The organism is Caulobacter sp. GW821-FHT12D05 (assembly GCF_058807295.1).
The window spans coordinates 702,001-714,570 of sequence record NZ_JBXAQO010000004.1 but is presented as its reverse complement, the minus strand read 5'-3'; the positions used below and the strand labels follow the sequence as shown (position 1 = coordinate 714,570).

12 protein-coding genes and 1 tRNA gene are annotated in these 12,570 nt (G+C 69.5%); 6 read left to right on the top strand and 7 right to left on the bottom strand.

Annotated features, from left to right (window positions below):
* Nucleotides 1-17: 17 nt before the first annotated feature.
* Both AC1RRR_RS21540 and tsaD read right to left on the bottom strand, forming a co-directional pair.
* On the bottom strand, nucleotides 18-1,013 hold the full coding sequence (locus AC1RRR_RS21540) for an NAD(P)H-dependent glycerol-3-phosphate dehydrogenase (protein WP_492815913.1): 996 nt from the start codon (nucleotides 1,011-1,013) through the stop codon (nucleotides 18-20).
* Nucleotides 1,010-2,113, bottom strand: coding sequence for a tRNA (adenosine(37)-N6)-threonylcarbamoyltransferase complex transferase subunit TsaD (gene tsaD / locus AC1RRR_RS21535; protein WP_492815911.1), 1,104 nt, complete (start codon nucleotides 2,111-2,113; stop codon nucleotides 1,010-1,012). Before tsaD ends, AC1RRR_RS21540 begins: the two co-directional genes overlap by 4 nt.
* Before the next feature lie 71 nt (nucleotides 2,114-2,184).
* Between tsaD and hemC the strand changes: the two genes are divergently transcribed.
* The 6 genes from hemC to AC1RRR_RS21505 all read left to right on the top strand — a co-directional run bounded on the left by hemC (nucleotide 2,185) and on the right by AC1RRR_RS21505 (nucleotide 6,787).
* Nucleotides 2,185-3,153: a hydroxymethylbilane synthase gene (gene hemC, locus AC1RRR_RS21530; RefSeq protein WP_492815909.1), complete on the top strand. Its 969-nt coding sequence runs from the start codon at nucleotides 2,185-2,187 to the stop codon at nucleotides 3,151-3,153.
* 4 nt (nucleotides 3,154-3,157) lie between these two features.
* Nucleotides 3,158-3,835, top strand: coding sequence for a uroporphyrinogen-III synthase (locus AC1RRR_RS21525; RefSeq protein ID WP_492815907.1), 678 nt, complete (start codon nucleotides 3,158-3,160; stop codon nucleotides 3,833-3,835).
* Between the two features lie 45 nt (nucleotides 3,836-3,880).
* Nucleotides 3,881-4,762: a COG4223 family protein gene (locus AC1RRR_RS21520; RefSeq protein WP_492816589.1), complete on the top strand. Its 882-nt coding sequence runs from the start codon at nucleotides 3,881-3,883 to the stop codon at nucleotides 4,760-4,762.
* On the top strand, nucleotides 4,759-6,303 hold the full coding sequence (locus AC1RRR_RS21515) for a heme biosynthesis protein HemY (RefSeq protein WP_492815906.1): 1,545 nt from the start codon (nucleotides 4,759-4,761) through the stop codon (nucleotides 6,301-6,303). The genes AC1RRR_RS21520 and AC1RRR_RS21515 overlap by 4 nt, the downstream gene beginning before the upstream one ends.
* Before the next feature lie 39 nt (nucleotides 6,304-6,342).
* A tRNA-Thr gene (locus AC1RRR_RS21510) sits at nucleotides 6,343-6,418 on the top strand.
* Nucleotides 6,419-6,490: 72 nt separating this feature from the next.
* Nucleotides 6,491-6,787: a hypothetical protein gene (locus tag AC1RRR_RS21505; RefSeq protein ID WP_492815905.1), complete on the top strand. Its 297-nt coding sequence runs from the start codon at nucleotides 6,491-6,493 to the stop codon at nucleotides 6,785-6,787.
* On the opposite strand, the gene AC1RRR_RS21500 is transcribed toward AC1RRR_RS21505, so the two are convergent.
* From AC1RRR_RS21500 to AC1RRR_RS21480, 5 genes are all read right to left on the bottom strand, one after another.
* Complete coding sequence (locus tag AC1RRR_RS21500; protein WP_492815904.1) at nucleotides 6,784-7,419, bottom strand: hypothetical protein; 636 nt, start codon at nucleotides 7,417-7,419, stop codon at nucleotides 6,784-6,786. The two genes, AC1RRR_RS21505 and AC1RRR_RS21500, sit on opposite strands and share 4 nt — an antisense overlap.
* 133 nt (nucleotides 7,420-7,552) lie before the next feature.
* Complete coding sequence (locus AC1RRR_RS21495) at nucleotides 7,553-9,751, bottom strand: 3-hydroxyacyl-CoA dehydrogenase NAD-binding domain-containing protein (protein WP_492815903.1); 2,199 nt, start codon at nucleotides 9,749-9,751, stop codon at nucleotides 7,553-7,555.
* A gap of 18 nt (nucleotides 9,752-9,769) precedes the next feature.
* Nucleotides 9,770-10,975 (bottom strand): acetyl-CoA C-acetyltransferase, encoded by a 1,206-nt coding sequence (locus tag AC1RRR_RS21490; protein WP_492815902.1) that lies wholly within the window; start codon nucleotides 10,973-10,975, stop codon nucleotides 9,770-9,772.
* A gap of 60 nt (nucleotides 10,976-11,035) precedes the next feature.
* Nucleotides 11,036-11,410, bottom strand: coding sequence for a hypothetical protein (locus AC1RRR_RS21485; protein ID WP_492815901.1), 375 nt, complete (start codon nucleotides 11,408-11,410; stop codon nucleotides 11,036-11,038).
* Nucleotides 11,407-12,570: an acyl-CoA dehydrogenase family protein gene (locus AC1RRR_RS21480; protein WP_492815900.1), complete on the bottom strand. Its 1,164-nt coding sequence runs from the start codon at nucleotides 12,568-12,570 to the stop codon at nucleotides 11,407-11,409. Before AC1RRR_RS21480 ends, AC1RRR_RS21485 begins: the two co-directional genes overlap by 4 nt.

Here is a 12,570-nt window from a genome sequence, read left to right as displayed (position 1 = left end):
GGTGGTCCTTACCTAACTTAAGCTTCTGATTTCAGGGGACGCGAGAGCAGGCCCGCGATGGCGGCGTCGACCGCGACCTCGCCGGCCAGGATGGCGGCGACGGCCTCGCAGATCGGAACTTCCACGCCGACCTTGCGGGCGAGGGCGCGGACCGCCGGCGCCGAGGCGACGCCTTCGGCCACCGAGACCTTGCCGGCCAGCGCCTGTTCCAGGGTCAGGCCTTGGCCCAGGGCCAGGCCGACGCTCATGTTGCGCGACTGCGGGCTGGAGCAGGTCAGCACCAGGTCGCCCAGGCCGCACAGGCCGGCGACGGTCTCGGGCTTGGCGCCCAGGGTGACGGCCAGGCGGGTCAGTTCGGCGAAGCCGCGGGTGATCACCGTGGCGTGGGCGTTGCGGCCCAGGCCCTTGCCCTCGACGATGCCGCAGGCGATGGCCAGGACGTTCTTCACCGCCCCGCCGGCCTCGGCCCCGATCAGGTCGTTGGCCGTGTAGGGCCGGAAGGTCGGGATGGCGATAGCCTCGGCGATGGCGCGGCCCAGGGCTTCGTCCTCGCAGGCCAGGGTGACGGCGGCGGGCAGGTTCCGGGCCACCTCGCCGGCGAAGCTGGGGCCCGACAGCACCGCGATCGGCGCGCCCGGCAGGGCCTCGGCGGCGACGTCAGTCATCAGCTTCAGCGAGCCTTGCTCGACGCCCTTGGAGCACAGCACGATCGGCGCGCCGGCCTGGTGATGCGGCGCGAAGGCGGTGAGGGCCGCGCGCAGGTGCTGGGCCGGCGCGACGGCCAGGATCAGGTCGCACGTGGCAAGACCAGCCAAGTCGGTGACCGCCTTGATCCCAGGCTCCAGCGCGATGCCAGGCAGGAATACCGCGTTCTCGTGGGCCTCATTGATGGCCGCGACGACCTCGGTCTCGCGGGCCTGGAGGGTGACTTGAAGGCCCGCGCGCGCCGCGACCTGGGCGAGGGCGGTGCCCCAGGCGCCCGCGCCGATGACGCCTACATGCTTGAAGGTCATGCCTTGGCTCCCTTGCGTCCGTAGGCGTTGGCGGGATTGGCCAGCGCTGCCGCCTCGTCCAGCGGCCAGCGCGGACGGGCGACGGCGTCGAGGTCGTCGCTGATCCCCAAGGCCAGCCGCTCGGCCCCGGCCAGGGCGATCATGGCGGCGTTGTCGGTGCAATAGGCCAGCGGCGGGGCGGCGAACGAGAAGCCGTTCTTCTCGCAGTCGGCCAGCAGGGCCGCGCGCACCGCGCCATTGGCGGCCACGCCGCCAGCGACGACGAAGCGCAGCTCGCTCGTGTCGTGGCTGTCTTTGTAGAGCTTCATCGCCCGATCGACCCGCTCGGACAGCTGGCGGGCGATGGCGAACTGGACGGCGGCAGCCAGGTCACGGCGCTCGTCGTCGGCCGTCAGGGTCTCGGCGATCCGGGCAGCGGCGGTCTTGAGGCCCGAGAACGAGAAGTCGCAGTCCTTGCGGCCCAGCAGGGCGCGCGGCAGGGCGTAGCGGGTCGCGTCGCCGCCCACGGCCAGTTTCTCCAGGGCCGGACCACCCGGATAGGGCAGGCCCAGGCTCTTGGCGATCTTGTCGAAGGCCTCGCCGGCCGCGTCGTCGATCGTGGTGCCCAGGCGTTTGCAGGCCCCGACGCCTGAAACTTCCAGCAGCTGACAATGCCCGCCGGAGACCAGCAGCAGCAAAAACGGATAGGCGATGTCGGCGCCCAGGCGGGCCGAGACCGCGTGGCCTTCCAGGTGATTGACGGCCACCAGCGGCACGCCGCGCGCCAGCGATACGGCCTTGCCGAACGCCAGGCCGACCATCACCCCGCCGACCAGGCCGGGACCCGCCGTGGCGGCCACGCCGTTCAGCTGATCAAAGGACAGGCCCGAAGCGCGCATGGCCTCTGCGGCGATGGCGTCGACGGATTCCACGTGAGCGCGGGCGGCGATCTCGGGGACCACGCCGCCGAACGGCGCGTGCATCTCGAACTGGGTGCCGATGATCGAGGACAGCACCGTGACCGTCCCGTCCGCCTCACGGCGCACGACCGAGGCCGCGGTCTCGTCGCAGCTGGTCTCAAGGCCGAGGATGGTGAGACTGGAATCCTTAGGGGTGGTCATTTCTTGCGGGCTTCCCGCCGCTCCTGTAGCAGCGAAGATGAAATCTCGTCTCCGCAGGTAACGTTCCGACCGTGTCCCGGCAACCTCCCATCCGCATCGGCGCGCGCGGCTCCAAGCTCTCCCTGGCCCAGTCGGGCCTGATGCAGGCGCGGATCGCGCATGCGCTGGGCGTCCCGGTGGGCGCTTCGCAGGAAGAGATCGAGGCCGCCGCCCCGCTGATCCCGATCGTCACCAGCGGCGACCGCATCCAGGATCGCCGCCTGATGGAGATCGGCGGCAAGGGCCTCTTCACCAAGGAGATCGAGGAAGCCCTGCTGGACGGCCGCATCGACTGCGCCGTCCACTCGCTGAAGGACATGCCGGCCGAGCTGCCGCCGGGTCTGATCCTGGCCGCGACGCCCGAGCGCGAGGATCCGCGCGACGCCTTCATCAGCAATATCTGCGAGCGGCTGGAAGACCTGCCCAAGGGCGCGCGCCTGGGCACAGCCTCGCTGCGTCGCCAGGCCCAGGCCCTGCACGTGCGGCCCGACCTCGAGATCGTCATGCTGCGCGGCAATGTCGACACGCGCCTCGCCAAGCTGGAGCGCGGCGAGGCCGACGCCATCCTGCTGGCCCAGTCGGGCCTGAACCGCCTGGGCCTGGGCCACGTCACCAAGAGCTGGCTCGACCCCGACGCCGCCCCACCGGCCCCGGGCCAGGGCGCGCTGGTCATCGAGACCCGTCTCGAAGACGCCCACGCCCCATGGCTGCAGGCCGTCAGCTGCCGCGAGACCACCATCGCCGTCGCCGCCGAGCGTGGCGCCCTCTATGCGCTGGAAGGCTCGTGCCGCACGGCCATCGGCGCGCGCGCGGTGCTGGACGGGACGCGGCTGACGATGATCGTCGAGGCCCTGACCCCGGACGGGGCTCAGCGCTTCCGCCGCCACGGCGAGACGACCCTGTCGGGCGCCAACGACATCGCCGAGGCCCGCGAACTGGGCCTCAAGCTCGGCGCCGAGGTCCGCGCCGAGGGCGGCGACGCCATCCTGCTGCCGGAGTAACGGCATGAACGCGGGCGCGCCGGTCTGGATCACCCGCGCCCGTCCCGGCGCCCTGGCCACGGCCGAGCGCGTGCGGGCCCTGGGCTTTGACGCCATCGTCGACCCGCTGCTGGCGGTCGAGACCCTGGACGCCGAAATCGACCTCTCCCACATCGCCGCCCTGGCCTTCACCAGCGCCAACGGCGTCGAGGCCTTCGCGCGGCTGTCGGACGCGCGCGGTCTGCCGGTGTTCGCCGTCGGGCGGGCCACCGCGCGGGCGGCGGAGGGACAGGGGTTCGCCTCGGTCTCCAGCGCCGACGGCGATGTCGAGGACCTGTGCGACCTGATCGCTGCCGGCGCCGCCGGGATCGTGCTGTGGGCCGGGGCCAAGGAACCGGCCGGCGACCTCGTCGGCATGCTGCGCGGCTGCGGGGTGATGGCCAAGGGCGTCAGCGTCTATGAGACGCTGGAGCGCGCGCCGTCCGAAGAGACCCTTGTCCGGCTGGAGGCTCCGCTGACGACGCTGGTCCACTCGCCCCGCGCGGCGCGTGTGCTGGCGGCGCATCTGCGAGAGCGACCGGCTCCAAACCTGCGGGTCTTGTGTCTCTCTGAAGCGGTCGCCGCGCCGCTGAGCGGCCTCGCCAGCGTGACCTTCGCGCCGCGTCCGGACGAATCCGCGCTGCTGGACCTGCTCTCAGCTTAAGCCTGACGTTGCGCGGCGCGGCGGCGTGGGGCACGAATGGACGCCATGAACGCCGCTCCCGATCCCGCTGAAATCGTCGCGCCCAGCGATCCGGCGCTGTATGCCCGCCGACGAGTCATGGGGCCGGGCGTCTGGCTGTGGCTGGTGCTGTGCGTGCTGTGCATCGCCCTGGGGGCCGGCGTCGCCCACTACGGCCCGACCCTGTTCAAGTCCAAGGACAGACCGGCCGATGGCGCGGTCTCGGCCGCGCCCAGCGCCCGCCCGGTCGCCGATCGTGTCGCCACGGGCTCGGCCCTACCGGTCGAGAACGGCGACACCGCCGTCGCCCCGCCCGCCGCCGACGTCGAGCGCCTGGACGGCCGAATCACTGCCCTGGAGAGCGGCCAGAAGAACGTCACCGACGCCGCCGTGGCCGCCCTGGCCGTCTCGGCCCTGGCCGAAGCCGCCGAGACCTCGCGCCCGTTCGGCCAGGAGCTGGCCGGCCTGCAGCGCGTGCTGGCCCCGTCGCCGGACCTGCGCGCCCTGGAGAGCCTGTCCGAGCGCGGCGCCCCGACCCGCGCGGGCCTGGCCATCCAGTTCGGCAACCTGGCCGGCCGCGCCGCCAGCGCCGCCCGCAATCCCGGCGCCGACGCCGACCTGTTCTCGCGGATCCGCTACGCCCTGGCCAGCATCGTCTCGATCCGCCATGTCGGCTCGACCAAGGGCGCGACGCCGGACGCCATGCTGGCCCGCGCCCAAGCCCTGCTGGACGACGGCGACATCGAGGGCGCGGTCCAGGCGCTGGACGCCCTGCCGGATCCGGCCCGCGAGGTGCTGGCCCCGTGGTTCAACGCCGCCGGCCGTCGCATCGAGATCGACCGCCACGTGGCCGCCATCCGCGCGGACGCCCTAGCCGGGCTGTCGCGCGTCTCGCGGACGGCGCCATGACGCGCGTCGCCTTCGCCCTCTTCCTGGTCGCCGCCGTCGCGGTCGGGGTCCTGGCCCTGACCGGCGAGCCCGGTCGCGCGGCGCTGGAGTGGATGGGCTGGCGCATCGAGATGACCGCCGCCACGGCGGCCCTGCTGACCCTGTTCTCAGCCCTGCTGTTCACCCTGCTGTGGCGCGGGATCATCTGGATCGTCGAGGCTCCCCGCCGCGCCGCCCGCGCCCGCGCCGAGGCCAAGCGCAAGCAGGCCATCGAGGCCCTGTCGCGCGGCTTTCTCGCTGTCGCCGCCGGTGACGGCTCCGAGGCCCGCCGCCTGGCCCAGAAATCCGCCGAGCTGGCCGAGGACGCCCCGGCGCTGGTCCGCGTGCTGGCCGCCCAGGCCGCCGAGGCCGCCGGCGATCGCGGCGCGGCCAAGAGCGCCTACAACGCCATGCTGGGTTTCCCGGAGATGCGCCTGGCGGGCCTGCGCGGCCTGATGCAGGCGGCCCAGGCCGAGGGCGACAAGGCCGCCGCCGTCCGTCATGCCGAGACCGCCTATGGCTTGGCCCGCACCGCCCGTTGGGCTTGGCGCGCCCTGCTGGAGGCCCGCCTGGAAGCCGGCGACTGGGCCGCGGCGCTGGACCTCGTCCAAGGCGCCCTGGAACGCAAAATCGTCTCGCCCGCCGTGGCCGACCGCAGCCGCGCGGCTCTGCTCGCGGCCTCGGCGGCGAGCCTCGAAGAATCCCTCGACCCCAAGGCCCGCGCCCAGGCGCTGGACTTCGCGACCCAGTCGGTGAAGCTGAAACCCGACTTCGCGCCTGGCGTGGTCATGGCCGCCCGCCTGCTGGCCGATGACGGCAAGGTCGCCAAGGCCGGCCAGCTGATCGAAGCCGCCTGGAAGGCTGAGCCGCATCCGGCCCTGTGGCTGGCCTATCGTGATCTGAAGACCAACGAGCTCCCCAAGGCCCGCGCCCAGCGTCTGGCCGCCCTGGCCGCCATGAAGCCCGAGGCCCGCGAGAGCCGCATGCTGCGTGTCGAGAGCGCCCTGATCGGCGGCGACCCCATCGCCGCCCGCGCCGCCGCCCGTCTGCTGGACGAGGAAGCTCCGACCGCTCGCTTCGCCGGCCTGATGGCTCGCGTCGCCGCCGCCAACGGCGAGGCCGACGAGGCCCGCGCCTGGATCGCCCGCGGCGTCGAGGCCCCGCAGGAGCCGGACTGGTCCGATCTCGACCCGGAAGGTCGCGCCTTCGCCTATCAGCGCGAGGACTGGGCTCGCCTGGCGTCCAGCTACGCCGAGACCGGCCAGCTGATCCATCCGCGCCATGAGCGGCGCGAGCGGACGATGAACGACCTGCCCGAGATCCCCTCGGCCTATTCGGACTATGCCGAATCGACGCCGTTCATCCGCGCGGCCGAGACCGGCGGGCCCATGATCCCCATTCCGGACGACCCTGGAATCTTCGACGCGCCGCCGATTTCCGACCCTCCGGAAGGTGGTCCGGCGCCAAGACGCAATTCTGGTGCAAGACGACGCTTGGCAAGTGGCTCGCGTCCCGCTAAGTAGGCGCTCCTCGCGGTCGGACCCTGGTTCGAAGCGACGTGGGCCGCTTTAGCTCAGCTGGTAGAGCACATCATTCGTAATGATGGGGTCAGGTGTTCGAGTCACCTAAGCGGCACCACCACTTCTCCTTCTTCTGAAATTCGGAACTCGCTTCCCGACGGCTCCGTTCGTGTCTCGAAGGAGTTTCGCCATGTCCCAATCCGTCGATAACGACACCGCCCTCGAGGAGGTCATGACCTTCCTCGACTCGCCGCCCGAGCCGGGTTCGGCCGACGATGAGCGGTTCGGGGAGCGCCTGCGGCAGGTGATCGCGGCGTCGATCCCGCTGGACGAGGGCGAGGATCCGGAGGATGCGCCGACCTTGCAGTTGGATGACGCGTTCCGGAGCAAGCTGGAGAAGGTGGCTCGGGAGCGCGGCGGGTCTTACTTCGGCGACCACCCGGACGGCATCGGCCCGACGCTGGGCATGGACGTGAGTAAGTCCTAGTCGTCCCAGCCTTTGCGTTTCTTCTTCTTGCCCAGGGCGAAGATGCCTGGATAGGGGCCTTTGCCGATGCGGTAGAGGCACCAGTCGTCGTCCTTGGCGCAGTCGCCGTCGAAGGCGGCCTTCTTGTCCGGATCGATGGCGGCGTACATCGGGGCGGTGCGGGAGCGCACGCCGTCGGCTTCGGCGCAGGCGGCTTTCTGGTCGCGGTTCAGGCCGGCCGTCTTCTCGTGTCGGCAGCCGAGGCTTTCACGCAGGCTGTCGCGGGTCTGGTCGCTCTGTTCGACCAGCTTGCGGGCGGTGAAGCCGGGCGGAGCGACGATGGCCGGCGGGCCGGAGGGCTTGGCGACCACGGGCGGGGCCGGGATAGCGGCAAGCGGCGGTGGGGTAGCGCTGGGGCGAATAGGCGCCGGCGTCGCGGGAGCGGCCTTCGGCGTTTCCGCGCGTGGCGAGGGCGCGTCCAGCAGTTCGGCTTCGATGACCGGCGGCTCGACCAGCTGGGGCATCCAGTGCGCGCCGGAGACCAGGGCCAGCAGCACCAAGGCGTGGGCGGCCAGGATCAGCGCCAGGATCGCCAGATCCCGCCCAAAGGATTGGCTTTTGGGCCGTCGCCACGTCTCGTTGGCGATCGCCATGCCCAAAGTCGCTACTCCGCTACGCTGGAGAGGTCGGTACGCGCGGGGTGCGTTACAAGCACGGCCGTTTCGGACAAGAAAAAGGCCCGGTGTTTCCACCGGGCCTTCTCTTTTATCAGCGATGGGGTGGAGCTTACGCCGCCGCCTTCGCCTTGACGCCGAAGCGGCCGTAGAAGGTTTCGCCCTTTTCGGCCATCTCGCGCAGCAGAGCCGGCGGGGCGAAGCGCTTGCCGTACTGCTGGGCCAGACGATCACAGGTCTCGACGAAGGCCTTGGCGCCCACGCCGTCGATTAGGCTGATCGGGCCGCCGGTCCAGGGTGCGAAGCCCCAGCCCAGGATGGCGCCGACATCGGCCTCGCGCGGGTCGACGATGACGCCTTCCTCGAAGCAGCGGGCGGCTTCGACGGCCTGGCGGTACAGCAGGCGCGTGCGGATCTCCTGGATCAGCGTCGCGTCGGCGTCCGTGGTCGTCACCGGGGCGAGGTCAGAAAGGCCCTTCCACAGGGTCTTCTGGCCGTTCTCCGGATAGTCGTAGAAGCCCTTGCCGTTCTTGCGGCCCAGGCGACCCAGCTCGACGACCATCTTCTCCAGGACGGGCGCGAACGGACGTTCCTCGTACTTGTCGCCGAGGTCCTTCTTGGTCTGCTCGCCGATCTTGTAGGAGAGGTCCAGAGCGACGTCGTCGTTCATCTCCAGCGGACCACGCGGCATGCCCGTGGCGCGGCCGACATTGTCGATGATGGCGGGCGCGATGCCCTCGGCCATCATCTCCAGGCCTTCCTGCACGAAGGTGCCGAAGCAGCGCGACGTGTAGAAGCCGCGGCTGTCGTTGACGACGATCGGGGTCTTCTTGATCTTCAGGACGTAGTCGATCGACTTGGCCAGGGCTTCCTGGCTGGTCTGCTCGCCCATGATGATCTCGACCAGGCCCATCTTGTCGACCGGCGAGAAGAAGTGGATGCCGATGAACGAGGCCGGACGGACACTGGCCTTGGCCAGGCCGGTGATCGGCAGGGTCGAGGTGTTGGAGCCGAAGATGGCGGTCTCGGCCAGTTCGGCCTCGGCCTTCTTGGTGACGTCGGCCTTCACTTCGCGGTTCTCGAACACGGCCTCGACGACCAGGTCCGAACCCTTGACCAAGCTGTAGTCGGTAGTCGGGGTGATCAGGGCCAGGATGGCGTCGCCCTTTTCCTGGGTCAGCTTGCCGCGCGAGACGGCCTTCTTCACCAGGCCCTCGGCATAGGCCTTTCCCTTGTCGGCGGCTTCCTGCGTCTGGTCGATCAGCACGCTCTCGATGCCGGCCATGGCTTGGACATAGGCGATACCCGCGCCCATCATGCCGGCGCCCAGGACGGCGACCTTCTTGACGTCGTAGTGCGGGACATTGGCCGGGCGGCCCGAGCCCTTGCCCAGCTCTTGCAGGCTGAGGAACAGGGTGCGGATCATGCCCTTGGCCTGGGGCGTCATCATCGTCTTCAGGAAGTAGCGGGTCTCGATCCGCAGGGCGGCGTCGAACGGCACCTGCGTGCCTTCATAGACCGCCTTCATGATGTTCAGCTGGGCCGGGTAGTTGCCATAGGTCTGCTTGCGCAGCATGGCGTTGCCCATGATGAAGACCTGGCTGCCGGTCGGGGTGTAGGGACCGCCGCCCGGGAGCTTGAACTCCTTCTTGTCCCACAGCGCGACCGGGTCGCCCTTGGTCTTGACCCAGGTCTTGGCGGCTTCCACCACCTGATCGGCCGGGACGACCTCGTGCACGACCTTGTTGGCCAGGGCCTCGGCCGGCTTCATCGACTTGCCTTCCAGCAGGTACGGCGCGGCGGCCATCACGCCCATCAGGCGCGGCAGGCGCTGGGTGCCGCCGGCGCCCGGCAGCAGGCCGACCTTGGCTTCCGGCAGGGCCAGCTGGATCTTCGGATTGTCGGCGACCACGCGGTAATGGCAGGCCAGCGTGATCTCGAGACCGCCGCCCATGGCCAGGCCGTTGATGGCCGCGGCCACCGGCTTGCCGCAGGTTTCCAGGGCGCGGAACGCCTTGTTCAGGGCGAAGCCGGCCTCGAAGGCGGCCTTCAGGCCCTCTTCGCCCGGCTTGCCGCCGCCCAGGCCACCCGAACCGCCGAGTTCACCGAGGTCGGCGCCGGCGCAGAAGCCGCTGGCCTTGCCCGAGGTGATGACGGCGCCCTTGATGGCGGCGTCCGACTTGATGGTCTCGACCACCTCGCCGATTTCCTTGATGACCGAAGCGGTCAGGGTGTTCATCGAGCGGCCGGGCACGTCGAAGGTGACCAGGGCCACGCCGTCGGAATCGACCTCGATCTTGAAGTTTTCCATGGTGTTAGCTCCTAGGCCTTAGACGCGTTCGATGACGGTGGCGGTGCCCATGCCGGCGCCGACGCACAGGGTGATCAGGGCGGTTTCCTTGTCCGAGCGTTCCAGCTCGTCGACCATGGTGCCCAGGATCATGGCGCCGGTGGCGCCCAGGGGGTGGCCCATGGCGATGGCGCCGCCGTTCACGTTCATCTTGTCATGCGGGATGTTCAGGGCCTGCATCATGCGCAGGACGACGGCGGCGAAGGCTTCGTTCAGCTCGTAGAGGTCGATGTCGGAGACCTCCATCTTCAGCTTCTTCAGCAGCTTCTCGGTGACCAGCGACGGGCCCGTCAGCATGATCGAGGGCTCCGAGCCGATCGAGGCGGCGCCCTTGATACGGGCGCGGGCTTTCAGACCCAGGGCCTCGCCCATTTCCTTGGTGCCGATCAGGACGCCGGCGGCGCCGTCGACGATGCCCGAGCTGTTGCCGGCGTGGTGGACGTGATTGACCTTTTCCACCTGCGGATAGCGCTGGGTGACGACGGCGTCGAAGGCCATGTCGCCCATGCCCTGGAACGAGGGGTTCAGCGAGGCCAGGGTCTGCATGGTGGTCGAGCCGCGAACGGTCTCGTCATGGTCCAGGATGGTGATGCCCAGCTGGTCCTTCACGCCCACGACCGACTTCTTGAAGCGGCCATCGGCCCACGAGGCGGCGGCGCGCTTCTGGCTCTCGACGGCATAGGCGTCGACGTCGTCGCGGCTGAAGCCGTACAGCGAGGCGATCAGGTCGGCCGAGACGCCCTGCGGGGCGAAATAGGTCTTGAAGGCCGAGGACGGGTCGGTCGGCCAGGCGCCGCCGTCGCTGCCCATCGGCACGCGGCTCATGCTCTCGACGCCGCCGCCGATGGCCAGGTTGGCTTCGCCCGAGGCGACCTTGGCGGCGGCCATGTTCACGGCTTCCAGGCCCGAGGCGCAGAAGCGGTTGATCTGCACGCCGGCGACGCTCTCGGCGTAGTCGGCGGTCAGGACGGCGGTGCGGGCGATGTCCGAACCTTGCTCACCAACCGGGGCGACGCAGCCCAGCACGACGTCGTCGACGTACGAGGTGTCGAGGTTGTTGCGGTCGCGGATGGCTTCCAGGACCTGGGTGGCCAGCGACAGGGCGGTGATCTCGTGCAGAGACCCGTCCTTCTTACCCTTGCCGCGCGGGGTGCGCACGGCGTCGAAGATGTAAGCGTCAGCCATGGAATGGCTCCTTCCTGCGAAGCGATGTTCGTGTCGTTGAAAGCGGGCTGTGGACCCGGCTTATTGTTTCCAGTTGCCGATCGGGTAGGTGCCGATCGGTTCGCATTTGAGGCCGCTGGCGGCGGCCTTGGCGCGGTAATAAACGCGCTTGCCGAACGTCGGCGGCGGCAGCGAACAGGCGGTGAAGCCCGAGGTCGTGACCTCCAGCTTCCACTCGGCGATCTTGGAGCGCAGCAGGGTCTGGCAGATGTCCTTGCCAGCCGGCGTCAGCGGCAGCTTGAAGGCGCCGGGTTGGGCGCGCTTGCCGACCAGCTCGCCGGAATAGGTCAGCGGGCGCGGGCCCTGGACGGCGCGCACGCAGACCACGGCCGAACGGTCTTCGGTCGGCGCGGCGGCGGGGCCGGCCAACAGGGCGATGAGGGTCAGTACGATCACAGCGTCCTCGCGATCAGGAGTTTCATGATCTCGTTCGTGCCGCCGTAGATGCGCTGGATGCGGCTGTCCTTGTACATGCGCGCGATCGGGTACTCGTTCATGAAGCCGTAGCCGCCGAACAGCTGCAGGCAGCGGTCGACGATCTTGTTCTCCAGGTCGCTGACCCAGTACTTAGCCATCGAGGCGGTGGCGGCGTCGAGCTTGCCCTCGAGATGCTGGCCGATGCAGTGATTGACGAAGACCTTGGCGACGGTCGCCTCGGTCTTGCACTTGGCCAGGACGAACTGGGTGTTCTGGAAGTCGATGATCGCCTTGCCGAAGGCCTGGCGCTGCTTGACGTAGTCGATGGTCAGCTCAAGGGCGCGCTCGATGGTCGCCATGCCCTGAACGGCGATGTTCAGGCGCTCCTGAGGCAGCTGGCCCATCAGCTGGAAGAAGCCTTGGCCTTCGTCGGCGCCCAGCAGGTTCTCGGTCGGCACCTTCACGTCGTTGAAGAAGAGCTCCGAGGTGTCCTGGGCCTCGTGACCCAGCTTGTCGAGGTTGCGGCCGCGTTCGAAGCCTTCGGCGCCGTCGGTCTCGACGATCATCAGCGAGGTGCCGCGCGCGCCGCCCGTCACGTCGGTCTTGGCGACGACGATGATCAGGTTGGCGGTCTGGCCGTTGGTGATGAAGGTCTTGGAGCCGTTGATGACGTACTGGTTGCCGGACTTCTTGGCGGTGGTCTTGATGCCTTGCAGGTCCGAACCAGCGCCAGGCTCGGTCATGGCGATGGCGCCGACCAGCTCGCCGGTGGCCAGGCGCGGCAGCCAGCGCTGCTTTTGCTCCTCGGTGCCGTAGTGGAAGATGTACGGCATGACGATGGCGTTGTGCAGGCTGATGCCGAAGCCGTCGACGCCCTTCAGGCCCAGCTGCTCCATCAGCACGACCTCGTGGCGATAGTCGCCGCCGGCCCCGCCATATTGGTCGGACGTGGAGAGGCCGAGCAGGCCGGCCTCTCCAGACTTGGTCCACATGTCGCGATCGACGCAGTGGTTCTTGCGCCACTTCGCGACCGTCGCCTCAGGCGCGTGCTCATCGAAGAACTTGCCCACCGCGTCCTCGAAGATCGCGATGTCCTCTTCGGCCATGAAGGCGGGTTTTTCGACGTTGAGCACGCTCAT